This window comes from Azorhizobium sp. AG788 (assembly GCF_943371865.1).
Taxonomy (GTDB): domain Bacteria; phylum Pseudomonadota; class Alphaproteobacteria; order Rhizobiales; family Xanthobacteraceae; genus Azorhizobium.
Genome location: NZ_CALRWL010000041.1, coordinates 1 through 26176 on the forward strand (window position 1 = coordinate 1; position 26176 = coordinate 26176).

Below are 26176 nucleotides of genomic sequence, written 5' to 3' on the forward strand. Positions count from 1 at the left end.
GCCCCGGCCGAAGACCGGGGCCGCGGCTCTCAGACCAGGGCGCCGCAGAAACGCTGGATGCGGCGGCAGGCCTCTTCCAGGTCCGTGGTGGCGGTGGCGTAGGAGATGCGGAAGGCCGGGCCGAGGCCGAAGGCCGAGCCATGCACCACCGCGACGCCTTCCGACGCCAGAAGCTCGGTGGCGAAGTCCTCGTCGGTGGCCAGCACCTTGCCGGACGGGGCGGTCTTGCCCATGGTCCCGGCGCAGGACGGGAACACGTAGAAGGCGCCTTCCGGCTTCGGGCACTGGAGGCCCTTGGACTGGTTGAGCATGGAGACCACCAGGTCGCGGCGCTCCTTGAACACCGCATTATGCTCGGCGATGAAGTCCTGCGGCCCGTCCAGCGCCTCGACCGCCGCCCACTGGGCGATGGAGGAGGGGTTCGAGGTGGACTGCGACTGCAGCGTGCCGATGGCCTTGATCAGCTCTTCCGGGCCGGCGGCGTAGCCGATGCGCCAGCCGGTCATGCAATAGGCCTTGGACACGCCGTTCATGGTCAGCGTGCGGTCATAGAGCTTGGGCTCCACCTGCGCCGGGGTGGCGAACTTGAAGTCGTCATAGACCAGGTGCTCGTACATGTCGTCGGTGAGGATCCACACCTGCGGATGCCGCAACAGCACGTCGGTCAGGGCCTTCAATTCGTCCCAGCTATAGGCCGCGCCGGAGGGGTTCGAGGGCGAGTTGAAGATCAGCCACTTGGTCTTGGGGGTGATCGCCGCTTCCAGCACCTCGGGGCGCAGCTTGAAATTGTCTTCCAGGGTGGTGGGCACGCTCACCGGCTTGCCGCCGCAGAACTCGACGATGTCCGGATAGCTGACCCAGAACGGGGCCGGGATCAGGACTTCATCGCCCGCATCGACGGTGGCCACCAAAGCGTTGAACAGCACCTGCTTGCCGCCGGTGCCGACCGTGACCTGGGAGGGCTTGTAGTCCAGGCCGTTGTCGCGCTTCAGCTTGCGGCAGATGGCGGCCTTCAGCTCGGGAATGCCGTCCACGGCGGTATACTTGGTCTCGCCGCGGCGGATGGCCGCGATGGCCGCTTCCTTGATGTTGTCCGGGGTGTCGAAGTCCGGCTCACCGGCGCTGAGCGCGATGATGTCGCGCCCGCTGGCCTTCAGTTCCCGCGCTTTGTTGGAAATCGCGATGGTGGGAGAAGGCTTGATACGCTTGAGGGCGGACGAAAGAAGGCTCATGGCCGTAACGCTCCGGGCACGTCGGGACGGGGCCGCAGGGACGGCGGCGCGGGTCGCGGACGCGGATAGTGACACGAAATCCCGCATGGACTCGAAGGGTCCAGCGAGCGGGCGCGACACTAATGGAGCCGTTCGCCGGGAACAAGCAACGATCGGGAATGAATGCGTGCTTTTCGGTGATGGAACGGCCTTTTTGGCACCGCCGCCTTGCGCCCCTGCGACGGGGCGCCCATCTACCGGCGGGCTCCGAGGACACCGCCGTGCTGACGCTTTATTCCACCCGGTCTTCGGGCAATTCCTACAAGGTCCGCCTGCTGCTGGCCAAGCTGGGGCTGCGCTTCCGCCTGGTGGAAGTGGACATCTTCGCCGGCGAGAACCGCACCCCGGAATTCCTGCTGCGCAATCCCGAGGGGCGGGTGCCGCTGCTGGAGCTGACCACGGGGCAGGTGCTGGCCGAGTCGAACGCCATCCTGTTCTATCTCGCCGACGGCACGCCCTTCCTGCCGGCCGATCCGGTGCAGCGGGCGGAAACCCTGCGCTGGATGTTCTTCGAGCAGAACAACCACGAGCCCGGCATCGCCCAGGCGCGGTTCTGGCTGCGGCAGGTGCGGGGCGGGCGCGATCTGCGCACCCATGACGTGGACCGCTGGATGGAAGAGGGCTACGGCGCGCTGCGGGTGATGGAGCGCCATCTGGCCAATCGGGCCTTCTTTGTGGCCGATGTTCTAACCATTGCGGATATCGCGTTGTACGCACACACCGACATTGCCCATGAAGGCGATTTCGACCTCGCCGGTCTGCCGGCGGTTCGCCAATGGCTGCAACGGGTTGCGTCCCATCCCGGCCATGTGGACATGGGGTGGGAGCCGGTGGAGGTTCAAACTGGGGTATTTGCGTCTGATACCAGCGCCTTTGTGGCATCCGGCTCGCGCTGGCGTGATGCAAGTCACTAAAGCGCCACGGTTTATCCCGGCTGCGACGCATGCTTGCCACAATCTCATCGCGGCCCGGGCGCAACTTGTGATGAGTCGCAGGAAACGATTCGCCTGCGTCTGAGTTGACGACGATGGAGAGTTCAGACGGGCGCTGCTTTGCCCGTGTTTCACAGGCGAGACGATGATGTCTGAGTTTCGTGATTTCGAATTGCAGCAGCTCGGCCCGTCCGTGGCCGACCCCCGTGTGCTCGACCGCGCGGTGAAGAAACACAAGACCGGCGACGCAATGGCACAAATGGCCATCACCATCGTCTTGATGTTGGCCATTTGCGCTGTCACCTTCGTATTGAGCATGGACCGCGCCGCTGCGGCCGTCCTACAGGATTCGGAGGGAACCGTGTTGTCCTCGTCTCTCGCTGCCATCATTGCCCTGGTCGCCCTGGCCGGCGCGGCACTGCTCGCGCAGGCGCGCCGGACGCGACCGGTGCCGGTTCCGGTCCGGGTGCGGGCGAACCGCACACCCAGGCCGAACTGATCCTTTCAGAATTTATGAAAGATGAAGAATGCGCCGCCGGTGATAAAGGCAAATCCGACGGCGTGATTCCATCCTAATGGCTCTTTGAGATAGAAGACCGAGAAGCCCGCAAAGACGATCAACGTGATCACTTCTTGCATCGTCTTCAATTGCGCTGTCGTATAGGCTTCAGATCCCAGCCGGTTCGCCGGAACTGCCAGACAATACTCAAAAAATGCAATCCCCCAGCTCGCGACGATGGCGAGCAGGATCGGGGAGGCTTTGTATTTGAGATGGCCGTACCAGGCGAATGTCATGAAGACATTCGATGCAATCAGCATCAGGATCGGCAGAACGGCAGGCACAAAGTTCGGCATCGCGGGTCTTTCATATCAACGGGCGGGTGTGGGATTGAAGCCGCCACGGCGGCGTCCGGCCGGGGCGGATGGGGGGTGATGCCCCTGGGGAGGGCTGGATTCAGAACCGGAAACCGGCTTCAACTCGCCCGCCGGAAAAGAGTCGCTTCCATTTTGGAGGCGAAAACGGCGGTTGAGAAGGTTCGGCAGATGCAGATGTCCGGCATCCCCTTTGGCACCACCGATTGGGCCGAGGTTCCCGCCACCGAACACCCCGGGGAAACCGGTCGCGCCCTGTGGCGGACCCGCCAGTTCGCCGACATCCGCGTGCGCATGGTGGAGTATTCGCCCGGCTATGTGTCGGATCACTGGTGCGTGAAGGGCCATATCCTGCTGTGCCTTTCCGGCGAACTGCACACCACCCTGGCGGATGGCCGCACCTTCACCCTGACCCCTGGAATGAGCTATCAAGTCGCCGATCAGGCGGAGCCACACCGCTCACAGACGGCCAGCGGGGCGACCTTGTTCATCGTCGATTGATGCGAGCAACGCTGCTGCATCGCTCAAGTTCCCCGGAGACGTTCCCATGAAAGTCCTGCTGGTTGCCGGCCTGGTTTTGCTTGCGGTTCCTGCCGTTGCGGCATCTGGGCCGAGCTTTGATGCGCCCTGGTATGATGCCGAATACAAGAGCTGCGATCAGGACACGACCCCGGAAATCGTCGCCTGCGTGTCCGCCAAGGCCAAGGCCTGGCAGGCGCGCCTTGATACGGCACTCAAGGCCATGCTCGCCAGCCAGCGCCCGGCGCAGCAAGACCGGCTGAAGGCGGCCCAGAAAGCCTGGATCGGCTATCGCGATGCCAATTGCACCTATTACGCCAATGGCGAGGGCACCATCGCCCGTATCGAGGCCGCGGAGTGCCAGCGGGTCCTGACCCAACAGCGCGCCCGTGAGCTGGAGCAGGCGCTGCAACCCTGAGTGCCTGCTGCGCTTCTGGTTCCTCGGCGAGCGCAGGAGCGCGTCGTCATCGCGGCGCTGAGCGCATGACGCTCAGCCCTTCCCAGCGGCGGGCCGCGCCCCCATATTGGCGGCATGGCCAAAGCATCCCGTCCCGGCAAGCTCGGTGAGCGCTCGCAGCGCGCATTCGAGCCTGCGCCGTCCCAGCCCCTAGATCCCGCACTCGCCAAGTCCCTTGGCCTGGAGCCGGGCGATCTCGGGCTGGATTTCGCCGCGGGCGGCGAGTCCGCCACCGTGGCGGCCCTGTCGCGACTCATCGAGGGCGGACGGCCGGAAGTGGACGGCCAGACCTGGACGCCGCACCGTCCGCCGCGGCCGGAAAAGAGCGAAGGTGGCATCGCCTTCCGCATCGAGAGCGAGTTCGAGCCCGCGGGCGACCAGCCGGCGGCGATCCGCGACCTTACCGCCGCCGCGCGCGAGCATGAGCGCGATCAGGTGCTGCTGGGCGTCACCGGCTCGGGCAAGACCTTCACCATGGCCAAGGTGATCGAGACCTTGCAGCGCCCCGCCATCATTCTGGCGCCCAACAAGACCCTGGCGGCGCAGCTCTATGGCGAGTTCAAGAGCTTCTTTCCCGATAATGCGGTGGAATATTTCGTTTCCTACTACGATTACTACCAGCCGGAAGCCTACGTCCCGCGCACCGATACCTATATCGAGAAAGAATCCTCCATCAACGAGCAGATCGACCGCATGCGCCATGCGGCCACCCGCTCGCTGCTGGAGCGGGACGACGTCATCATCGTCGCCTCGGTCTCCTGCATCTACGGTATCGGCTCGGTGGAGACCTATGCCTCCATGACCTTCAAGCTGGAGGTGGGGGAGCGCATCAACCAGCGCCAGTTGCTGGCTGATCTGGTGGCCCTGCAATACAAGCGCATCCAGTCCGACTTCGCCCGCGGCACCTTCCGGGTGCGCGGCGATGTGGTGGAGATCTTCCCCGCCCATTATGAGGATCGCGCCTGGCGCATCTCCCTGTTCGGCGATGAAGTGGAGAGCATCGCCGAGTTCGACCCGCTCACCGGCCACAAGACCGGCGACATGAAGAGCGTGAAGGTCTACGCCTCCTCCCATTATGTGACGCCGCGCCCGACGCTGATCCAGGCCATCACCGGCATCAAGGCCGAGCTGAAGATGCGCCTGGAGGAATTGTACAAGATGGGCCGGCTGCTGGAGGCCCAGCGGCTGGAGCAGCGCACCCGCTACGATCTGGAGATGATGGAGGCCACCGGCGCCTGCGCCGGCATCGAGAACTACTCGCGCTGGCTCACCGGCCGCAAGCCGGGCGAACCGCCGCCGACCCTGTTCGAATATGTGCCGGACAATGCCCTCGTGTTCATCGACGAGAGCCATGTGACCATCCCCCAGATCGGCGCCATGTATCGCGGCGACTTTCGCCGTAAGGCGACGCTGGCGGAATATGGCTTCCGGCTGCCGTCCTGCATGGACAATCGGCCGCTGCGGTTCGAGGAATGGGACGCCATGCGGCCGCAGACCATCTCGGTCTCCGCCACCCCCGGCCCGTGGGAGATGGACCGCACCGGCGGCGTGTTCGTGGAGCAGGTGATCCGCCCCACCGGCCTGATCGACCCGCCGGTGGACATCCGCCCCGCCCGCACCCAGGTGGATGATCTGCTGGGCGAAGTGCGCGCGGTGGCGGCCAAGGGCTATCGCAGCCTGGTCACCGTGCTGACCAAGCGCATGGCCGAGGACCTCACAGAGTATCTGCACGAGAACGGCATCCGCGTGCGCTACATGCATTCGGACATCGACACCATCGAGCGCATCGAGATCATCCGCGACCTGCGGCTCGGGGCCTTCGACGTGCTGATCGGCATCAATCTGCTGCGCGAGGGCCTGGATATTCCCGAGTGCGGGCTGGTGGCCATTCTGGATGCGGACAAGGAGGGGTTTCTGCGTTCGGAAACCTCGCTGGTGCAGACCATCGGCCGGGCCGCCCGAAATGTGGACGGGCGGGTGATCCTCTATGCGGATCGCGAGACTGGCTCCATGCAGCGGGCCATGGCCGAGACCGCCCGCCGTCGCGAGAAGCAGGTGGCCTACAACACCGCCCACGGCATCACGCCCGAGAGCGTCAAGAAGGCCATCGGCGATATTCTCGGCTCGGTCTATGAGCGCGACCATGTGACGGTGGATGCCGGCCTGGCGGAAGACGGCGCTGCCTTCGGCCATAATCTCAAGGCGGTGATGGCGGATCTGGAAAAGCGCATGCGCGCAGCCGCCGCAGACCTGGATTTCGAGACCGCCGCACGCCTGCGCGACGAGATCAAGCGCCTGCAGGCCACGGAACTGGCGGTATCCGACGATCCCATGGCCCGCCAGGAGGCGGTGGACGACAAGACCGGCGGCTTCCGCGGTCCGAAGAAATATGGCCGCGCCGCCAACATGCCCACGGAAGAGGTGGGCAAGGGCAAAGGCTCCGGCGGTCGACCCACATCCACCGGCCGTCCCACGGGAGATGCGGCCAAGGGCCGGCGCGCCGCTGTTCCGCGCGGCGGCGAGGCGCAGGCGCCTTATGCCTCCGACGCTGGGAGCCGGCGAGGGCCGGCGGAAATGCCGCTGTATGCGCCGGCGCCAAAATCCCGGGTGGCCAAGCCGTCCCTGGATGAGATGGGGCCGGGGACCGACCGGGCGGAGCCGCTGGCTGCGGCGGATTTCCAGCCGGGACCGCGCCCGGATCCCGGCACCAAGGGTTATCGCAAGGGCGGGCGTCGCAAGTCCTAACGAGCCACGAATAGGCTCTTAGTCCCACTTGCGCCCGTTGAATGAATGCCGCGCGCCAAACGGCTTTGATTGCCTGTCTTCAAGGATGCGGCAGGTGCGGCGACGGCGGAGCGATGTCCGCTGCGTCAGGCCGAAATGTGTCGTGACTTCTTCATGTTAGCGCTCTACCCATCACTCCGCAAACGTAGTGAAAGTCTCGCCGTGCGGGATTTCGGGAGTGAGGCTTGCTCACAGCGGATACGGATATCCAACGTCGTCGGTTCGACCGCTTCTTATGGATCAACTTCCCAATTTTATTCTGTTTCGTCGTCCTGATCGCAGCTTCCGTTTTTCTTTATAATTATTCGTTTTATTATTATGATCTTGCGAAAGATCAGGCGATCGCTCGGGCGCAAGAGACCATTCGGCGCGTCGTGATGGACGTGTCGCAGGTCTTCTATTCCTATGACAGCATCTTGAAGTCCTCCGTCGCGCTGCTCGGCGATGAGGCGATCGCGACATTGCCGGACCCGACCAAGAACCGACTGGCGTCCCGCATGGTCGAGCAGTTTCCGTATGTGACCTCGATTGTGTTCCTCGACGTGGGCGGCGCGGTCCGAATTTCATCCGGCGGAGATCCCACGGCGGAGCAGGCCTATGGCCGTGCAGACTTTTTTCGCGAGCAGGTCAGCGGCGCCCTGGTCGGCCCCTATCTCGCCTTTACCATGCGCACCTGGTTTGACCGGCCGGACTACCAGATCGCCATCAGCCGCCGCATGACCTATGATGGTCAGTTCAAGGGCGTGGGCGCCGTGTTCATCCGGCTGAGTGACTTCCGCGACCAGTTCACCAACATCAATATCGATGCGGGCAACATGATCGCCCTCGTCCATGAGAGCGGCCAGACGCTGACCCGCAAGCCGTCCAAGGATGGGCTCGGCGACTTCGGCGTCGAACTGTCGTCGGAAGACCGGGCGCGCTTCTCTGCCGCCAGCGAGGGGACATTCGTGGCGGAGGCGCCGGTGGATGGCCGCGAGCGCTTGTTCGTGTTTCAGCGTGTGCCGGACTGGCCCCTGGTTCTCGTGTTCGGCGTGCCGGTCACGGTGGTCTATGGCGAGTGGCGCCAGCGCATGACCCTGGTGAGCACGGGGGCGGCGCTTGTATGCGCCGGCTTCCTGTTCCTCGGTTTCCGGCTGCGCCGCGAGCGGATCCGGCGCGTCGAGGCGGAGGCGGCGCTGGAGCATCTGTCCATGACCGATTTTCTCACCGGCCTGGCCAATCGACGGCGCTTCGATGAGGTTTTGCAGCGGGAGTATCGCCGGGCGCAGCGGACCGGAAGCTGGCTGTCGGTGGCGATCATCGATGCCGACAGCTTCAAGGCCCTGAATGACCGTTATGGTCATTCCGCAGGCGATGAAACCTTGAAGATGATCGCTGAGGCCATCACCCAGAATGTCCGCCGGGTCACCGACCTTGCGGCGCGGCTTGGCGGCGAGGAGTTCGGCATCATCTTGCCCGATACCTCGGCCTCCGCAGCCTTCGAGATCGTCGAGCGCATCCGTCGAGCCATGGAGGAAAGCGCTGCGCGCGAGCATGGCCCTCCTTCTACCACCCTTAGCGCCGGCATCGCCTCGAACAAGGACCGGCCTGCCCCGGACAGCATGCGCAGTCTGATCGAGGCTGCCGACCAGGCCCTCTATCGCGCCAAGCATGGGGGCCGTAACCGAACCGAGCTGGCGTCGGCTGTCAGTGGTGTGGCGGCCGATCCGGAGCGGCAGTGCGAACATCGGGGCGTGTCGCCCTGACCGCGATTGAGCGGCATTGACGCGCCAGCTGTGCCATCCGCCCGGGCGCGGCTGCGGCCGATGGGGGGACCAAGGGGCTTAAACCACGGCTCGACGAGTGGAGCCATCGAGCCGTAGTCAGTCTATGCGGCGCGTGAGCATTCGCAGTGCAGGTGCGTTAGCCGCTTTGCACCTTGGTCTTAGACCGCTGCGCGGCTCTCCACATAGAGGGCATAAAGGGAGTGAGAGCTTGCCATATAGAGGCGGTTGCGCTTCGGGCCACCGAAGGCGAGATTTGCGCAGCGTTCCGGGAGCTTGATAAAGCCTATGGGCTTGCCCTGCGGGTTCAGGACCAAAACACCGTCAAGGTCCTCCGGCTTGCCCTTGAGGGGGAACGCCTTTCGTATGCCGGTTTCCACCGGCTCTGAGGCGAGGGCACCGTTGCTGCCGTAGCCGACCCAGAGATTGCCGTCGTGGTCGACTCGGAACCCGTCCAGAGCGCCTTGGTCGGCGCCATCGTAGAATTTGGTCTTGTTGCTCACGGTGCCATCGGCGGCGACGTCATAGGCCCAGATGCTGCGGTTGGGCGTTCCCTTCCATTCCACCACGTAGAGCTTCTTCTCATCAGGGGAGAAGGCGAGGCCGTTGGGGTTCACGAGATCGGAAATGACCGCCGTGATCTTGCCCGATCGGTCGATCCGATAGACGTTGGTGGTCTCCTGCTCTGAGGTGGCTCGAAAGCCTTCCCATTCGCCGTTGATGCCGAAAAGCGGATCGGTAAACCAGACGCTGTCGTCGGATTTCACCACCACGTCATTCGGGGCGTTGAGCCGCTTGCTGTTGTAGCTATCGGCCAAAACCGTGATTTTGCCGTTCTTCTCCGTGCGGGTGACGCGGCGCGTGCCGGAATGCTCGCAGGTGATAAGGCGGCCCTGCCGGTCGCAGGCATTGCCGTTGGCGAAATTGGCATTGGCGCGAAAGACGCTGGTGGCCCCAGTCTTCTCGTCGAACTTCATGATCCGATTGTTGGGAATGTCGCTGAACAGGAGGTAGCCGCCCTGCGGGAAATAGGCCGGACCTTCCGCCCAGCGGAAGCCAGAGGCCACCTGTTCCAGCGTCGACGAATAGAGCCTGTATTTGGCGAACGCCGGATCAAGGATCAGGACCGATGGGTCCGGATAACGCTGGTTGGGACTGAAGGAAAAGGTTTGCCCAAAGGCGGCGGCGGGCAGTGCCGCGGCCGCGAGAGACGCACCTGCGGACAGGAGCTTGCGACGGGAGATCATGCGTTTCATCCCTGGTGCGGCGCTTCATTGGCGAGTGCCGCGTTGGTAACGGATGGCAGTCGCCTCCCAAGGGTGTCAAGCACTAATGCATCAGTGCTGGCTTGGTGGATCGTTCTCTCGGTCACAAGCCTTGTATCGGGCCCAAAAAAAAGCCGGCCCGCAAGGTGGGCCGGCCTTCATAAGGTCAGAGTCAAGCAGGTCTCAGCCGCGCGGGCGCATCTTGCCCTTGGTCACCTTGCGGGGGCCGCGCGGGGCGAAGTCCCCGGAGGGACCGGCATCGCGGGTCTCGCGGGCGGCGGGCTTGCCGCCGGGCCCGGTGGGGCTCCAGCCGCGCCCGGCGGCGTTGGTGGTGCCGGTCTTGCTGCCGGCGGCCTTGCCGCGCGGACCGCCGGGGCCCTTGCCGAACGCACCCTTCACCGGCGGACGGCGGGTTTCCGCCGCGCCGGCACCGGAGCCGTCGTGCGGCTCGATCACATAGTCGCCGCCCTCGGTGGCGCGGGCCGAGAGGATGAAGGCTTCCGCCGTGCCGGCGGAAACTTCGAACAAGGTCTCGTTGTCGAAAATGCGGATGGCGCCGATGTCGGCCTTGGTCAGGCCGCCGCGACGGCAGATCAGCGGCAGCAGCCACTTGGGATCAGCATTCTTCCGCCGGCCCACCGCGATGCGGAACCAGGAGCCCGAGCCGCCCATGGGGCCGCCGTATTGGGTCTCGCTGCGCCCGCGCGGGGCCTCGTCACGGCCCGGCTCGCGCCGCACACGGCCTTCGCCGGGGTCGCTGACCTCTTCCGGCGCAGGAAGGCGCGCGCGATAGAGCCGCACCAGAGCTGCTGCCAATTCCTGCGGTGAATACTGCGCCAGCAGGGCTTCTGCCATGGTGGAATCTTCCGGCACCGGCGCTTCCGCCAGCAGCGGATCCGAGAGCATGCGCTCCTGGTCCAGCACGCGGATTTCCTCGGCGGTGGGCGGACCGCTCCAGCCGGCGACGACGCGGGCCTCGGAAATCAGATTCTCCGCCTTGCGGCGGCGGGCCGGGGGCACCAGCAGGACGCTGACGCCCTTGCGCCCGGCGCGGCCGGTGCGGCCGGAACGATGCTGGAGGCTTTCCGCATCGTGCGGCAGTTCCGCATGGATGACGAGGCCGAGGCCGGGCAGATCGATGCCGCGGGCGGCCACGTCGGTGGCGACGCAGACGCGGGCACGACCATCGCGCAGGGCCTGAAGGGCGAGGTTGCGCTCGTTCTGGCCCAGTTCGCCGGAGAGGGCGACGGCAGCGAAGCCGCGTTCCTGCAAGGTGGCGGTCAGGTGGCGCACGCTCTCGCGGGTGTTGCAGAACACGATGGCGCCCGGCGCTTCGAAGAAGCGCAGCAGATTGACCACCACATGTTCGAACTCACGCGGCCCGACGCGCACCGCGCGGTATTCGATGTCCGCATGGCCGCCGGCCGGGGTCTGCACCTGGATACGCAGCGCATCGCGCTGATAGCGCTTGGCGAGGCCGACGATGTCGCGGGGCAAGGTCGCGGAGAACAGAAGGGTGCGGCGTTCCTCGGGGGTGGCCTCGAGAATGAATTCGAGATCCTCGCGGAAGCCGAGATCGAGCATCTCGTCCGCTTCGTCCAGCACCACGGCCTGGAGGCCCGACATGTCGAGGCGGTTGCGCTCCAGATGGTCGCGCAGGCGACCGGGCGTACCGACCACCACATGGGCGCCGTCGCTGAGCTGGCGCTTCTCGCGCTGCGGGTCCATGCCGCCGACACAGGAGATCACCTTGGCGCCGGCTTCCGCATAGAGCCAGGTCAGTTCGCGATGGACCTGAAGCGCCAGTTCGCGGGTGGGGGCGATGATCAGCGCCAAGGGCGCGCCGGCCGGCGGAAGCCGTTCCCGGTCGCCCAGCAGGGTCTCGCCGATGGCCAAGCCATAGGCCACGGTCTTGCCGGAGCCGGTCTGGGCCGAGACCAACAGATCGCGATCCTTGGCATCCGGCGCGATGACCGCGCTCTGGACCGGTGTGGGTTCGTCATAATCATGGCCGGCAAGGGCGCGGGCCAGGGCCGGGGAAGTCGTGGGAAAGGCCACGTTCGGGAAACCTTGTTGGTCCGGGCGCAGGCGCCAAGGACGGGGAGCGGCGAAGGGGCGCCCGGCCGGAAAAGCCGCTGCTCGCAAACCTGCGCTGGAATAACACACGTCTCTTAGCGGGAAGATCATGGCGACGCCATGACCGCGCGCGAATAGCTGGCATGTGCATGTCGGGCCCTCAAACGAGCCGGAAGGTGAAAATATCAGCTTTTTAGCGCCGCCGACAGGCTGCGGACCGTGCCGCGGGGCTCAACGCACCGCGGTCAGGCGCGGGGTGTCGTTGGAGTTGGCGGCCCCGGCATTCAGCGGCAGGCGGATCACAACGGCGGTGCCGATCCCCTCCAGCGAGCGGATGCGCATCGCCCCGCCGTGCAGTTCCGCCAGCGACATGGCGATGGCCAGGCCCAGGCCGGAACCCTTGTGGGTCTTGGTGAACTGGCTTTCCACCTGCTCGAATGGCCGGCCGATCTTGGCCAACGCGTTGCGGGGAATGCCGATGCCCGTGTCCTCAATGGCAATGATGGCGGCGCCGCCATTGATGCGGGCCCGCACCGAGACTTTCCCGCCCTCGGGCGTGAACTTGACCGCATTGGACAAGAGATTGAGCAGGATCTGCTTCAGCGCACGCTTGTCGCCGCGCAGCACCAGTCCCTGGCCGACTTCCGATGTCATCAAAAGGTGCTTCTCGTCGCCCTTCACCGCCATGACGCGCAACGCATCGGCGACGATCTCGTCGATGCGCACGTCTTCCAGCTCCAGCTGCATGCGGCCGGCTTCGATCTTGGACATGTCGAGAATGTCGTTGATGACGTCCAGGAGATAGGTGCCGGAGCCTTTGATGTCGGCACAATATTCCCGGTACTTCTCCGAGCCGAGCGGGCCGAACATGCCGCTCTCCATGATCTCGGAGAAGCCGATGATGGCGTTCAGCGGCGTGCGCAGTTCGTGGCTCATATTGGCCAGGAATTCGCTCTTGGCGCGATTGGCGTCCTCGGCCCGGGTCTTCTCTTCGGAGTATTTCTCCGCCAGCTCGGCCAATTGCTGGGCCTGATGCTCCAGGGTTTGCTGCGATTTACGCAGATCCGCCACCAGCGCCATCAGCCGCTTCTCATTGTCCATGAGGCGTTCCTCATGGCGCTTGAGCGGGGTGATGTCGGTGCCCACTGACACATAGCCGCCATCCTTGGTGCGGCGCTCGGCGATCTTCAGCCAGCGGCCGTTGGACAGCTGCGCCTCGAACGCGCGGGAGCCTTCCTCCGGCTTGTCTTCCGGCTTCAGGGGCGTGCGGGTGACCGGGTGGCGGCCAACGGTGGCGATGGTATCGAACGAGGTGCCGGAGACGATGGCGTCGTCCGGAAGCTCGTGCAGGGTCTGGAACTTGGAGTTGCACAGCACCAGCCGATTGCGGCTGTCCCACAACACGAAGGCTTCCGAGATGCTCTCGATGGCGTCGCGCAGGCGCATGTCGGCGGTGACGGTGCGCTCGGCGAGGCGTTGGGCCTCGGTGACATCCATGGCGATGCCGATCAGGTGGGGGCCGTCCTCGCCCGCCTGCTGCACCACTTCGGCGCGCATGCGCAGCCATACGAAGTCGCCGCGGGCGGTGCGCATGCGGAACACCCGGTCTACCGAGGCGCCGGGGCGCTCGGCCAGTTCCTGGGCCAGTTCGTAGAGATCGCCGTCGTCCGGATGCACCAGCTTGGCGATCTCGCCGAAGGACATCAGCTCGTCGCGGCGCTCCAGTCCGAGGATCTCGAACATGGTGTCGGACCAGTACATGCGGCCGCGAGCCATGTCCCAGTCCCACATGCCGCAACGGCCGCGGTTCAGCGCGGTGTCGATGCGCATGCGGACGGTGTCGTAGATGTGGTCCGCCTCGCGGGCTCGACTGGCCTGCCAATGGAACGAGAAGCCGAGGATCAGCAGCACCGCCCCGGTGGTGGTGAACAAGGTGATGGTCAGTGTCGTGCTGTCGGACCAGGCGGCGAGCGCCCGGTTCATGGGCTGGATGAACACCAGCTGTCCCAGCGGCGGGTTCAGGTTGCGCACCGTGGCGAGGGAATTGACATCGCCGACCGGGATTTCCAGCACGCCTGCCCGTTCCGCGAACACGGTGAGCGGCTGGGAGGGGTCCATGAGATCGGAAATGCTGGCGACGCGCGGGGCGCTGTCCGGCGCGGAGGCGATGATGCGGCCCGACGGGTCGGTGACATAGACCCGCCGCCCGCCGGTGGTGGCGCGCGGGGGCAAAGCGTCCTGAAGCGCGGATCCGGCTTTCGCCAGGCTACCGCCCAGGCGATGGTTGAGACCTTCGGCGGTGGCCAGCGACATGAGGCTCATGTCGTCCTTGGCATTGTCGAGGACCGACTGGCGATGGCTATGCACCTGCACAACCGCGCCCACCCCCAGCACGAGCAGGAAGGTGACGATCAGGGCAGGAACGATACGACGCAGAAAAGGCTCGGCTTCCAACAGCCGTTGATAGGCAGGTCGCGCTACGGATCTTGCCAATCCACCTATGGCGTCACCGCGCGCGACTACGCTCGCAGCGTTGGCGCGTGCCATCGCCGACCCCCCTTCGGATGTCCCGGGCTGCAGGGGCGGCCACGCCCCCAAAAGCCTATCGTCCTCACGTGACTGGAGGGACGTGCCGCATCTCTCCGAATCGAGGCCGATTGGAATCGAATCGAGGGGTCCTTGTCTAGAGTCCGAAGAGTCAAGACCCTTAAAAAGGAGGTGTTTGCGGGCGTTTCTTCGCGTTCAGGCGGTATCGGAAGGGGCCGGCCCTATCCCGGTGCCCGGCGCAGCCTCATTGTTAGCCGGGGGTGTGGAAAGCGGGGATAGTTCGCCGCTGTCAAGGCGGCTTGTTTCGCGGGCACCGCCCATGCCCTCACGCTCCGCCTAAGCTGATCCGTTCAAGGCTTTGAAACCACGCTTGTTTTTCGCTTCGGTGCGCGGGCGGCGGCCGCGGTGGGGGTGACGGGCGCGATCAAGCTTGAGCTGTGCCAGCGATCGAACGCTTCCACCAGGAAGTCGACGAAGACCCGCACCTTGAGGTCGAGGGTCGCCCGGGCCGGAAACAGGGCGACGGTCTCCAGCGGTTCGCGCCGCTGCCACTCCGGGAGCACGACCTCAAGTTCGCCATTCTCCACCCGCCGCCGCGCCAGGCAGCGGGACATCATCATGATGCCGGCGCCGCCGATGGCCTGGCGCATGGCCATGATCGGATCGTTGGTATCGAGAATGGGCGAGATTTTAAGGTCGAAGGCGCCCGTCGGGCCGATCAGGTTCCATTGCAGCGGGCCGGGCGAGAAGCGCACAGCCACCAGATCGTGGTCCACCAGTTCGCGGGGGTGGGTGGGGCGGCCTTTGCGGGCGAGATACGCCGGACTGGCCAGAAACTGAAGGTTGTTCGTGCCGAGGCTGCGCACGTGATAGCTGGAATCACGGACCGGCCCTGGCCGCACCGCCACGTCGAAGCCGTGCTCGATCAGGTCCATGGGGTGGTTGTCGAGCGTCAGGTGCAATTGCACCTTCGGGTAGCGCGCGCGGAACGTCGCCAGTTCGGGCTCCAGCACCAAGATCGCGGTGGCGTAGGTCAGCAAGACCTTGAGGTGCCCCTCCGGTTCCTGGGTCAACTGCCGCATGGAGGCGTCGGCCCGGTCAAGGGCGGCGATGGCATCCACGCAGCGCTGATAATAGGCCTGCCCCGCCTCGCTGGGCCACACGCGGCGCGTGGTGCGATGGAGCAACTGGACACCGAGGCGGTCCTCCAGCGCCTTCACCTTGCGGCTGACGGAGGTGGGCGGAAGGCCGAGCTGTTCGGCGGCGCCGTTGAAGCTGCCGCGGTCCACGACCCGCAGGAACACTTCCACATCATCCCAGCGTGCCATGCGCCAACTCCGCCAATCGCTCGAACTGCAAACACGTATCGTGAAATGCCTCTGGCGCGACGGGAAACCCCGCCGCGCCAGAGGCGATCGCATCAGATGGAGGTCATATCCGATGCTGAACGCATCACATGGGGATCAGTTGGTGCCGATGCCACGGTCGCCGAGCTGAAGCTGCAGGCTGTCATTGCTCCGGGGGGCGGTGAAGATGGCATTCACCTGCGCTGCGCGGGGCGATTCCGCCTGGGCGTAGCCGAGGGGCAGAACGGTCTGGGTCGCCATGGCGGCCGACTGAGCGGCCACCGCATAGGCTTCCTTGTTCTCGTTGGACACATATTCATCCGCACGCGCGATGCCCGAGAAGGACACGGCAGCGGCGAGGGCGATGGCGGCATAGGTGATCTTGCGCATGGGACTATTCCTTTTGTTCATTCGTTGGGGCCGTTGGAGCGGCCCGATCCGATGAGCGAGAGATAGTCCCCGATGCCCTCCGAGATAATGCTGCATTTTCGCAGTTCATTATCCCGGATTGAGCACTAATCCCGATGGCAGCTTGAGGCGTTGCTGTTTCCCTCAGCCCAAAGAACGGTTGGCGATATCGGAGACGTCCGCAGACAAGCCCGGCGCCGCCGCGACCCGGCGCAACGCCCGCTCGGCACTGGCGCGGCGCACCGGCTCCAACTGGCGGAAGGTCTTGAAGGCGGAAAGCAGACGCGCCGCCACCTGCGGGTTCTTGCCGTCGAGCGCCAGCACCACATCCACCAGGAAGTCGTGCCCTTTGCCGTCGGTGCGATTGAACTGGGTCGGATTGCCGGTGGCAAACGCGCCGATGAGCGCACGCACCCGGTTCGGATTGGCCATGGAGAACACCGGCAGCAATGTCAGCCCCTGTACCCGCTCCAGGGTGCCCGCTTCGGGGATCTGGGCCTGGAGGCCGAGCCATTTGTCGATCACCAGCGGGTCCGTGACGAAGCGGCGGTAGAAGTCCTCCAGCACCTCGATGCGGGCGGGCGTATCGTGCTGCACCAGCACCGCCAGGGCTGCGAAACGGTCGGTCATGTTGTCGGCATCGGCATATTGCGCCTGGGCGCGGACGATGGCTCCTTCGGTGCCGTCGGCGGTCAGATAGTCCAGCGCCAGATTGCGCAGCGCCCGCCGTCCCGCCGCGTCAGCATCCGGGGAATAGGCCGAGCCATTGGTCATGGCGTCATAGGCTGCTTCCAAGGGGGCATGGAGGGCGTCCGCCAGGATCTGGCGCAGCGCCCGTCGGGCCGCGAACACGGCGTCTGGGTCCACATTGCTGCCGATCTCGCGGGCGATCTCATTCTCGCCCGGCAGCGCCAAGGACTGGGCCTTGAAGGCGGGATCCAGATTGGCGTCCGCTAGCAGCCGGCGCGCGGCTTCTACCAAGGGCGTGGTGTCCGGCAGGCTGCCGTTGGCGGCGCCGGCCTTCAGCAGGGCAAAGGCCAGGCCCTGCATGGCGTCGAAGCGGTTGAACGGGTCGCGATCGTGGGCGGCCAGGAATACCAGATCCGCTTCAGTGAGGTTGGTGGAGAGGTTGATCGGGGCGGAGAAGCCGCGATTCAGCGACAGCACCGGGCGGGCAGAAAGGCCGGTGAAGACAAAGGACTGTTCCGCCTGCGTGACCTCGATCACGTGGTGCGGCACGTTGCGTCCATCATCCAGCGTCAGAGGCAGGTCGGTGCCATCCGGCCCCAGCAGGCCCACCGCCAGGGGAAGCACCACCGGCTTTTTATCGGTCTGGCCGGGGGTGGGCGGCGTGGACTGGGTCACATCCAGCCGGTAGGTGCCGACGGCCGGGTCATAGCTACCGCTGGCGGTGACGCGCGGTGTGCCCGATTGCGCATACCACAGTGCGAACTGGCTCAGGTCCCGTCCGGTGGCCTCGGCAAACGCGGCGAGGAAGTCCTCGATGGTGGCGGCATCGCCGTCGTGGCGCTGGAAGTAGAGGTCCATGCCAGTGCGGAAGCCCTCTTCCCCCAATAGGGTTTTCAGCATCCGCACCACCTCGGCGCCCTTCTCATAGACGGTCGCCGTGTAGAAATTATTGATCTCGCGATAGGTTTCCGGCCGCACGGGATGGGCCAGGGGGCCGGCATCCTCGGTGAACTGGGCGGCCTTGAGCAGGCGCACGTCGGAGATGCGCTTGACCGGGCGCGAGCGCTGGTCGGCGGAAAATTCCTGGTCGCGGAAAACCGTGAGGCCTTCCTTCAGGCACAGCTGGAACCAATCGCGGCAGGTGACGCGATTGCCGCTCCAATTGTGGAAATATTCGTGGGCGATCACCCCCTCGATGCCGGCATAATCCGCATCGGTGGCGGTCTGCGGACTGGCGAGCACGTACTTGTCGTTGAAGACGTTTAGGCCCTTGTTCTCCATGGCGCCCATATTGAAGTCTGACACGGCGACGATGTTGAACACGTCGAGATCATATTCGCGGCCGAACGCCTGCTCGTCCCAGCGCATGGAGCGCTTGAGGGCATCCATGGCGTATGACGCGCGGGTCTCCTTGCCGGGCTCCACATAGATGCCCAGTTCGACTGGCTTGCCGGAAGCGGTGACGAAATGGTCCGGCACCTTGGACAGGTTTCCGCCCACCAGCGCGAACAGATAGGACGGCTTCGGCCAGGGATCGTGCCAGATGGCATAGTGGCGATCAGTGCCGGCGATGGGGCCGCTGCGCTCCAGATTGCCATTGCTCAGAAGCACCGGGGCTTCCTCGCGATTGGCTTCCACGCGCACCGTGTAGACAGCCAACACGTCGGAGCGATCCGGGAAATAGGTGATGCGGCGGAAGCCTTCCGGCTCGCACTGGGTGCAGTAATTGCCCCGCGTCCGGTAGAGGCCCATCAGCTGGGTGTTGGCCGTGGGGTCGACCAGGGTCTCGATTTCCAGCAGGAACGCGTCGGCGGGGGGATGGCTGATCACCATGCCCTGCGGCGTCGCCTCATAAGCGCCGCCCGCCAGCGGCACGCCGTTGATGGCCACCCGCACCAGGGTCAGGCCATCGCCATCCAGCACCACCGGTGCCGTCGCGTCGCCGCGCGGATTGCGCCGCAACGCCAGGCTGGAGACTACGCGGGTCGCGCTGGGATGCAGGGAGACATCGAGATTCACCGTATCCACGAGCCACGCCGGCGGCCGGTAGTCCGCAAGGCGCACGGGATGGGTCTCGGCGTCACGCATGAAAAACTCTCCCAACGTACAGCGCCGCTTACGGCGCGACGAGGAGACTAGAAGTTAGGGCGCGCAGGCGAAAGGGCCAAGAGCCGCGCGGGCGTGGCAAAACACAGAAGGTTCGAAATAAGCCCGACGTCGGTAACAAATTACAGTGCTCGGGCATGATCACAAAGTATCCGCTTTCTCGCCGCGTCATCCCCGCATGGGAACTATAGGTCAATCCTCTGGTTAATCCGTCCGGAGGATCGATCTATGGTGAGATTTGAAGCATTGGACGCATGGCGCGGAATCTGCGCTGTTCTGGTTGTTTTGTTTCATTTCTGTTTCATTTTCGTATCGCCGCTGATGGGCTATCGGTTGGTGTCGAATGCCTATCTGTGCGTTGATTTTTTCTTTGTGCTGAGTGGGTTTGTGGTGTGTCACGCCTATCGCGACCGGCTCTCGGACGCCGGAAGCTGGCTGAGTTTCGTCGTGCGGCGCTTTGGCCGGCTGTGGCCGCTGCATGCCACCCTGCTGGCGGCGTTTGTCCTCTTCGTCGGCGTCGTGAACCTGCTGCCGCATCCGGACCGCTTCGCCCTCACCTGGGGACCGAGCGAATATTCCGCTGTGGCCATCCCGCTGCACGCCCTGCTGCTCAATGCGGTCAATTTGCATGGCATGGCCTGGAACGCACCCAGCTGGAGCATTGGCGCGGAATTTTACACCTATCTGCTGTTCGGCGCGGCCTGCATCCTGGCCGGGCGCGGGCTCACACTCGCCGCCGCGGTGCTCGCGCTTGCGTCTGTTTCACTGCTGGCAGTGGTCTCGCCCACCTATATGAACTCCACCGCAGATTTCGGCCTGTTCCGTTGTGTGGCGGGCTTCTTCACCGGGGTGGTGGCCTATCGCCTCTTCCAGGCGGGCCAGGCGCGCTTTGCGGGGATCTCGCGGTGGGGCGCCACAGCAATCGAGGCTGGCGTCGTGGCCCTTGTGGTGACCTTTGTCCTCTTCGCGGGCCGTGGCCCCGATGCGGTGGCGATGGTGAGCCTCGCGGCCCCCTTGGTCTTTGCCCTGGCCGTGCTGGTGTTCGCACGGGAGGGCGGCCATGTCTCGCGGCTGCTGCGGGCGCGGCCGCTGAAGGCGCTGGGGCGGTGGTCCTATTCCATCTACCTGGGCCACCAGTTGGTGCTGATGGCCGCAGCCTATGGCGTGTGGGCGTTCGCGCGCTGGCAGGGGCTCAATCTGGAAACCCAGGTTCTGGTGGAGGGCCACGCCAAGACGCTTTATGCGGTGGGCGGGGTTGCCGGCAGCTTTGCGCTATTGGTGGCGATCCTCGTGGCCGTGGTCGCCTTGGCGGCCCTCACTTACGCCCGCGTCGAAGAGCCTGCCCGCCAAAGGTTCAATGGCTTGGCCAAGCGTATGGACGCGGGCGCGTGGGGCTTCCGCATTCAGCCGGTCGCGAGCCGCGCATCCAGGGCTTCGTAAAGTGGGTTTTCGGTGGCGAAGACATATTCGATCGGCCCCACCGTCACCATGCTCGCCCCCTCCGCCCGCAGGAAGATGGAGAGGCTGTGCAGGGTATCGGGCGGGCAGTGCAGGGTGAGCATGCCCGAGGAGGTAGGACCGCCGAACGGCGCCACGCAGCGGAACCGCGTCACCGCATCCTGCACCAGATTGGCGTTGCACTGGGTAAAGCGGGTGCGTACCTCACGCATGGTGCGGGCGCGCTTTTCGGCCGCCATGCGGTCGAACATGGCGTGGGCCGCCGTGCGCGGGCCGCGCGACCAGTCGGCGGTGAGCGAGGCCACCAGATTGGCCTCCGACCGCAGAATGACCCCGTCGTCCACCACCTTGAGGCCATTGGCGGACAGGGTCGCGCCGGTGGTGGTGATGTCCACGATCAATTCGGCCGATCCCGAAGCGGGCGTGCCCTCGGTAGCGCCTGCGCTCTCGACGATGCGGTAATCCACGATACCGTGGCGGGCAAAGAAGCTGCGGGTCAGGTTCACATATTTGGTGGCGACGCGGATGCGCCGCCCGGTGCGGCTGTGGAAGTGCCCGGCCACATCGTCCAGGTCTTCCATGGAGCGCACGTCGATCCAGGCCTGCGGCACCGCCACCACCACATTGGCATGGCCGAAGCCGAGCGGCTCCAACAGCATCACCCGGCTATCCGCATGGGGGATGTTCTCGCGCACCAGGTCTTCGCCGGTGACGCCCACATGCACCGCGCCGGCGGCCAGCGCCGCAGCAATTTCGGAGGCGGACAGATAGGCGACTTCCACATTCTCCACGCCGCCCAGCGCGCCGCGATAGTCGCGGGCGCCGCGGGCCTGTACCAGCGGCATGCCGGCGCGGGAGAAGAAGGCGTGGACGTTTTCTTGCAGCCGGCCCTTGGAGGGCACGGCGAGGATCAGGGTATCGCTCATGACTGGCCCTCCAGAAGCGCCAGACGCTCCACCCATGCGGCAAATCCCACCGCCGGCACTACGCCCGGCGCGCCCAGGCGGCTCAGCAGGCGGTCATAGCGCCCACCAGCCACCAATGGCCCCTCGATACGCCCTTGCGGATCGCCCAGCTCGAACACCATGCCGCTGTAATAGTCCAGCGGCCGGCCGAAGGCGGCGGAGAACTGCACGTCCGGCAGGTTCACCCCGTGGGCGGAAAGGAAGCCCGCGCGGGCCTCGAACGCGGTCACGGCGGCGCCGATGTCCATCTGCGCCTCCCGGGCCAGATCGCGCATCTGCTGCGCGGCCTCGTCCGGCTCGCCGGCAATGGAGAGATAGCGCGAGAGGATGGCTGCGGTCTCGGAAGACAGGCCGTTGCCCTCCAGCGCCGACTGCTCCAGGAAGCGGGCGGCGATTTCCGACACCGTGCGCCCACCCACCGTGGTGATGCCGGCGATGGACAAAAGGTCGGTGATCAGGGCGCGGGCGGCCACCGGATCGGAGCCGGCCATGGCGGAGAGCACGCCCGCATGGGTGGTGCTGCCCCCCACGGGCGCCTGGCTGAGGCGCATGAGGTCCTCATCCAGCCGGCCCTGGCCGAAGTCCTTCATCAGGCGCCGCCGCCACACCGGGGCCAAAGGCAACGCCTCCAGCACGGCGGCGAACAGGCCCACGTCGCCCAGCAGGATTTCCGGGTCCGGCACGCCATAGATGGCGCAGGTTTCCAGACCCAGGGCGAGGATGTCGGCATCCGCCGCTTCCCGGTCTGCGCGGCCGAAGGATTCAACGCCAGCCTGGCGGAATTCCCCGGAGCCAACCCCGCGGAAGCGGAACACCGGGCCGAGATAGCTCACCGCCGCCGGCATGGGCAGGCGCAGCCGGCCCACTTCCCGCGCCACGGGAATGGTCAGGTCCGGCCGCAGGCAGAGCTCCTGGCCGCTCTCATCCGTGGTCAGGAACATGCGGCGGCGGATGGATTCGCCCGACAGGTCCAGGAACGCGTCCGCCGGTTGCAGGATCGGGGGATCCAGGCGGGTGAAGCCCGCGGAGGCAAAGCGCACCATCAGCGCCTCATCCAGGGCGCTGGTGTCGCGGAACGGGGGTGGGCTTTGCGCCTCGGTCGGCATTTCGGCTCTGAATCTCAAGCGGTGGGCGGGGACGCCCTTGGGGCGGAACACCCGCCGGTTTCGACGCGGCTTCTAGCAAAGCTGGAGGCCCACGACCACCCCGGCGCCGCCGCGTCGCCCTTAAGCCTGCCGCGAGCCTCGGCTATAAGGGCGCAACGCTCGAGATTCGAAAGGTGGCCCATGGCCGAGATCAGCAAGCCCGAAGGCACGCCCACCAAACGCGAGGCGAAAGCGCCTGCGGTGTCCGCTCTGTCGTTCGAGGCCGCCCTGGCGGAACTGGAAGGCATCGTCCAGCGCCTGGAGGCGGGCAATGTGCCGCTGGAGGAGAGCATCGCCATCTATGAGCGTGGCGAAGCCCTGAAGAAGCGCTGCGAAGCCCTGCTGGGCGAGGCCGAGGCACGGGTGGCCACCATCACCCGCGACGCTGACGGACGTCCCACCGGCACCGCGCCCCTGGATCCCGCCGGCTGAGGCTGTGCCGGAATGGGACGGCGTGTGTTCCGCGTTGGAACACGACCGGAACAGAGCCGGAGCGAATCGCTGATCCGCGCCGGTGCCGGTTTCGTTCTTTTCAGTAGAGGCCGGGGATGATGCGCTTGGTGCGGGCCACATAGGCGTCGTAGTCGGCGCCGAATGTTTCCCGCATCATGGCCTCCTCGCGGCCCACGCGGAACGCGAACAGGATGCCGAACCCGACCAGGCCCGAAAAGCCGGCCAGCAGGTTCGGCAGCAGCAGGGCCTGGGCCAACGCCCACAGGAAAAAGGCCGAATACATCGGGTGCCGCACCTGCCGGTAGACCCCGGAAGTGACCAGTTGATGCGCATCCTTGATCTCCAGCGTCACCGACCAGTTGCGGCCGAGGTCGCGGTGGGTGCGCCAAAACAGCCAGAGCGCCGCTGCGAAAACCAGGGTTCCCGTTACCAGTTGGGCCACGGAGAGCGGATAGGTCAGCGCGCGGGGCCAATTGGTGACGGCGAATACGGCGGGGATGATGCCCAAACCGAGGGTCGAGATCGTCAGCAGCGTATAATCCCGCAGCGTCCGATGGCGCGCATCCGCCACTTGGGTGCGCTTGGCTTTCAGTTCAAACGGCAGACGCAGGACGTACCAGCCGATGACGCCAGCGGCCCAGATCAAGGTGGCGACCGAAAGGGTGGACACGGGGTGGGGAAAGAGGGGCAGGGAGATCATGCGCTCTTTTGCTGTTTTGCCGCCTCCGGTGCAAGCAGCCCGCCCTCCGCCGTGAACACCGAAAGCGGCCCCTCCGGCGTTCCCACCAGCACGTCGAACGGTACCGGGGCACAGATAAAGGCATAGAAATCAAATGGCGCCCGCTGGTCATTGGCCAGGAAGAACTGGCAATGCAGACGCATCACGTCAAAGCGGAACCGCGCGAACGTGGCCGGCGAGAGCATGGTCCTGATGGCAACCCGGCGGATCAGGGGGCGCCGGGTGGTGTCACCGTCACCGGCGCGTTCCAAGGTGACGGGGTCAACCTTGTAGAAGGAGACGATGTCGTCGCGGGCCTGATACTCGGTCCAGCCGATGGCTGAGGCCTTGGAGAGGGTGCGGGTCGAGCCGCGCAGGCGGTCGGCGGCGGGATGCAGGGCGAATTTCGCGATGGTGGAGCCCAGCGTCAGCACCCGGATCGGAACGGTGGTTCCCAATTGCGGGTCATCTCTCAGCGCGCGGGCCACGAGGCTGACCACGTGCATGGCCCCGAGGCTATGTCCGGCCAGAACGATCTCGTCCAAGCCGCCCATGGCGACGGTCGCCCGCAGGCGATCCGCGAACGCGGTGATGCGCTCCTTCAGCTTTGGATAGCGGTCGTGGGCGAAATCCACCGAGAATTCCGCAAGGTCCAAGGACTGCCGCAGCCGCAGCCTTTGATTGAGCAGGCGGATCAGGCTCAGGCCCACAGCGAGCGCCACGAGAATGCCGGCAACCACCGCTGTCCACCGACCGGTCTGCCCGTGGGCTGCGAGAGCCGTGCCGATCAGCGCGTTGCTCACCAGCGGCTGGAGCGCGCGGGCGGCGAACCAGCCGAGGCCCCCGGCAAAGGCCCAGATGAGGGCCAGCGTGAGATAGGGGAGACAGAAGAAGATGCCGTAGCGGTGGCTGGTCTTAAAATAGCGGATGATCGTGCCGGTGATGATCATGTCTCCGAGCGCCCGCACCGTGCCCTTCAAATGGGACCAGCGGCTGCGGTTCATGTCCGCCCGCACGAGGTCGTCCCAGGCGAGCACTTCGAAACGGGTCTCCGTGGCCCATTCCGGCCCCTCGGCGCGGGTGGTCCAATAGCCGCCGGTGCGGTTTATGCGGGAATCATCGGACGCCTTTGCCTTGACATTCCAGACCCCGGCAAAGCGCGCCAATTCGCGCAGGAACACCCGGTGGTGGGCCTCCACGGTCATGGCGTCATAGCCGGCCACGAAGAAGATGTGGCGGCGGAACGGGGGCGGAGGGGGAGGTACAGACATGATGGAATCAGTCTATCGGAGCCGAGCGGGCGGCGCAAAGCAGCCCCTCGGGTTGCGCCCTTGATCTCTCGCGACGGGGTGGTACCTATGCTGCCCATTGGCCGCCAGCGCCGCGGCGCGAGCCTCAAGGGCGGCGTGTGCGACCTTGTCTTTTCAGTCGTGGCGGCGGGAGTATGGTGTGACGACGCCGCAGAGGCTGCTGTTCGTGCAGGTCAAGAAACCACCATCTGTCAGCGTCGTCTTCGTCTCGTACAATAGCGGGGCGGTGTTGCCGCGGGCCATTGCTTCGGTGCCGGACAAGACGCAGGTGGTGGTGGTGGACAACGCCAGCCCCGAAGGCACCGGCTGGGCCGATGGTGCGGGACGTCCGTTCGATCTGGTGCCCATGGCGCGGAACATGGGGTTCGGCGCCGCCTGCAATGCGGGCGCGCGCGCGGCGCGGGGAGACTATGTGCTGTTTCTCAATCCCGATGCCGTTCTGGAGGCAGATGCCATTTCCGCCTTGCTGCGCGCGGTGAAGCGCTATGGCGACCCGGCGATCTTCATGCCGGCCATCATTGGCGAGAATGGGCGCCCCATGCGCAAGGAAGGCTCCATCCTGGAGCCGGTACCGCGCAAACGGCGGCTCAAGGCGGACGAGATCGTTGGCGACTATTGCACCCGCTTCGTCCACGGCGCGGCATTTTTGATGGAGCGACGGGCATTTCTGGCGCTCGGCGGCTTTGACGAAGCCATTTTCCTCTATCATGAGGACGATGACTTGGCGTTGCGCGCGCGGGGGCAGGGTATCCCCATCATCGTTGTCGCTGATGCCAAAGTGACCCACGCGGGCGGCAATTCCTCCACCCCCAGTTGGCGCCAGACCTTCCGCGTCAACCGCTTCAAGAAGCAGTCGGAACGCTATGTCCGGGCGAAGTATGGCGCGGCGAAGGGGACCGGGGCGGAAGTGCTGTATCTTGCGGGCGGCTGCGTCCTCTCGCTCCTGATGCTCGATATCCATCGCCTGATGATCCGCTCAGGCAAGATTGCCGGGTTATTTGACGTGATTCCCCCGACGCCGCCTGCCTCGTCGTCACGGGCCCCCTGACCGCCTGCTTCTGCCTTTGATCTCCGCCAGATGAGCCTTCAC

21 protein-coding genes are annotated in these 26176 nt (G+C 65.5%); 9 read left to right on the forward strand and 12 right to left on the reverse strand.

The annotated features are described in order from the left end of the window. Window positions 1-29: 29 nt before the first annotated feature. A complete protein-coding gene (locus tag AAG816_RS20035) occupies window positions 30-1232 on the reverse strand; it encodes a pyridoxal phosphate-dependent aminotransferase (protein ID WP_341991448.1) in 1203 nt (400 codons plus the stop codon). A 260-nt stretch (window positions 1233-1492) separates the two neighbouring features. Here AAG816_RS20035 and AAG816_RS20040 point away from each other — a divergent pair, with 260 nt between their 5' ends. Together AAG816_RS20040 and AAG816_RS20045 are read left to right on the forward strand one after the other, a co-directional pair. Next, a complete protein-coding gene (locus tag AAG816_RS20040) occupies window positions 1493-2185 on the forward strand; it encodes a glutathione S-transferase family protein (protein WP_341991449.1) in 693 nt (230 codons plus the stop codon). Between the two features lie 166 nt (window positions 2186-2351). Continuing rightward, a complete protein-coding gene (locus tag AAG816_RS20045) occupies window positions 2352-2702 on the forward strand; it encodes a hypothetical protein (protein ID WP_341991450.1) in 351 nt (116 codons plus the stop codon). A gap of 5 nt (window positions 2703-2707) precedes the next feature. Here AAG816_RS20045 and AAG816_RS20050 read toward each other — a convergent pair whose 3' ends face one another. Then, window positions 2708-3058: a DMT family protein gene (locus AAG816_RS20050; RefSeq protein WP_341991451.1), complete on the reverse strand. Its 351-nt coding sequence runs from the start codon at window positions 3056-3058 to the stop codon at window positions 2708-2710. Between the two features lie 189 nt (window positions 3059-3247). Between AAG816_RS20050 and AAG816_RS20055 the strand changes: the two genes are divergently transcribed. The 4 genes from AAG816_RS20055 to AAG816_RS20070 all read left to right on the forward strand — a co-directional run bounded on the left by AAG816_RS20055 (window position 3248) and on the right by AAG816_RS20070 (window position 8581). Then, window positions 3248-3577 (forward strand): DHCW motif cupin fold protein, encoded by a 330-nt coding sequence (locus AAG816_RS20055; protein WP_341991452.1) that lies wholly within the window; start codon window positions 3248-3250, stop codon window positions 3575-3577. Window positions 3578-3623: 46 nt separating this feature from the next. Then, window positions 3624-4013, forward strand: coding sequence for a lysozyme inhibitor LprI family protein (locus AAG816_RS20060; protein WP_341991453.1), 390 nt, complete (start codon window positions 3624-3626; stop codon window positions 4011-4013). 114 nt (window positions 4014-4127) lie between these two features. Further along, a complete protein-coding gene (gene uvrB / locus AAG816_RS20065) occupies window positions 4128-6797 on the forward strand; it encodes an excinuclease ABC subunit UvrB (RefSeq protein ID WP_341991454.1) in 2670 nt (889 codons plus the stop codon). Window positions 6798-7213: 416 nt separating this feature from the next. Then, window positions 7214-8581, forward strand: a complete 1368-nt coding sequence (locus tag AAG816_RS20070; protein ID WP_341991455.1) for a diguanylate cyclase — start codon at window positions 7214-7216, stop codon at window positions 8579-8581. 179 nt (window positions 8582-8760) lie between these two features. Here the strand turns inward: AAG816_RS20070 and AAG816_RS20075 are convergent, their stop codons facing one another. The 6 genes from AAG816_RS20075 to pepN all read right to left on the reverse strand — a co-directional run bounded on the left by AAG816_RS20075 (window position 8761) and on the right by pepN (window position 19019). Next, a complete protein-coding gene (locus tag AAG816_RS20075; protein ID WP_341991456.1) occupies window positions 8761-9846 on the reverse strand; it encodes an SMP-30/gluconolactonase/LRE family protein in 1086 nt (361 codons plus the stop codon). A 201-nt stretch (window positions 9847-10047) separates the two neighbouring features. Next, window positions 10048-11922, reverse strand: a complete 1875-nt coding sequence (locus AAG816_RS20080) for a DEAD/DEAH box helicase (protein WP_341991457.1) — start codon at window positions 11920-11922, stop codon at window positions 10048-10050. A 249-nt stretch (window positions 11923-12171) separates the two neighbouring features. Then, window positions 12172-14394, reverse strand: a complete 2223-nt coding sequence (locus AAG816_RS20085; RefSeq protein WP_341991458.1) for an ATP-binding protein — start codon at window positions 14392-14394, stop codon at window positions 12172-12174. Window positions 14395-14837: 443 nt separating this feature from the next. Next, window positions 14838-15815 carry a LysR family transcriptional regulator gene (locus AAG816_RS20090; RefSeq protein ID WP_341991459.1) on the reverse strand — a complete coding sequence of 326 codons (978 nt, stop codon included), beginning with the start codon at window positions 15813-15815 and terminating at the stop codon, window positions 14838-14840. Between the two features lie 135 nt (window positions 15816-15950). Then, window positions 15951-16223: a hypothetical protein gene (locus AAG816_RS20095; protein ID WP_341991460.1), complete on the reverse strand. Its 273-nt coding sequence runs from the start codon at window positions 16221-16223 to the stop codon at window positions 15951-15953. A gap of 162 nt (window positions 16224-16385) precedes the next feature. Next, window positions 16386-19019, reverse strand: coding sequence for an aminopeptidase N (pepN, locus tag AAG816_RS20100; RefSeq protein ID WP_341991461.1), 2634 nt, complete (start codon window positions 19017-19019; stop codon window positions 16386-16388). 246 nt (window positions 19020-19265) lie between these two features. On the opposite strand from pepN, the gene AAG816_RS20105 reads away from it, so the two are divergent. Then, window positions 19266-20477: an acyltransferase gene (locus AAG816_RS20105; protein WP_341991462.1), complete on the forward strand. Its 1212-nt coding sequence runs from the start codon at window positions 19266-19268 to the stop codon at window positions 20475-20477. On the opposite strand, the gene hisG is transcribed toward AAG816_RS20105, so the two are convergent. Continuing rightward, complete coding sequence (gene hisG / locus AAG816_RS20110) at window positions 20441-21421, reverse strand: ATP phosphoribosyltransferase (RefSeq protein ID WP_341991463.1); 981 nt, start codon at window positions 21419-21421, stop codon at window positions 20441-20443. The two genes, AAG816_RS20105 and hisG, sit on opposite strands and share 37 nt — an antisense overlap. Then, window positions 21418-22566, reverse strand: coding sequence for an ATP phosphoribosyltransferase regulatory subunit (locus AAG816_RS20115; protein ID WP_341991464.1), 1149 nt, complete (start codon window positions 22564-22566; stop codon window positions 21418-21420). The genes hisG and AAG816_RS20115 overlap by 4 nt, the downstream gene beginning before the upstream one ends. 180 nt (window positions 22567-22746) lie before the next feature. Here AAG816_RS20115 and AAG816_RS20120 point away from each other — a divergent pair, with 180 nt between their 5' ends. Beyond that, window positions 22747-23037 carry an exodeoxyribonuclease VII small subunit gene (locus AAG816_RS20120; protein WP_341991465.1) on the forward strand — a complete coding sequence of 97 codons (291 nt, stop codon included), beginning with the start codon at window positions 22747-22749 and terminating at the stop codon, window positions 23035-23037. A 100-nt stretch (window positions 23038-23137) separates the two neighbouring features. Here AAG816_RS20120 and AAG816_RS20125 read toward each other — a convergent pair whose 3' ends face one another. Then, complete coding sequence (locus AAG816_RS20125) at window positions 23138-23758, reverse strand: protein-S-isoprenylcysteine O-methyltransferase (RefSeq protein WP_341991466.1); 621 nt, start codon at window positions 23756-23758, stop codon at window positions 23138-23140. Beyond that, entirely contained in the window at window positions 23755-25047 is a 1293-nt protein-coding gene (locus AAG816_RS20130; RefSeq protein WP_341991467.1) for a hypothetical protein, read from the reverse strand. Before AAG816_RS20130 ends, AAG816_RS20125 begins: the two co-directional genes overlap by 4 nt. A 178-nt stretch (window positions 25048-25225) precedes the next feature. On the opposite strand from AAG816_RS20130, the gene AAG816_RS20135 reads away from it, so the two are divergent. Next, on the forward strand, window positions 25226-26134 hold the full coding sequence (locus tag AAG816_RS20135; protein ID WP_341991468.1) for a glycosyltransferase family 2 protein: 909 nt from the start codon (window positions 25226-25228) through the stop codon (window positions 26132-26134). The last annotated feature ends 42 nt before the right edge of the window (window positions 26135-26176 follow it).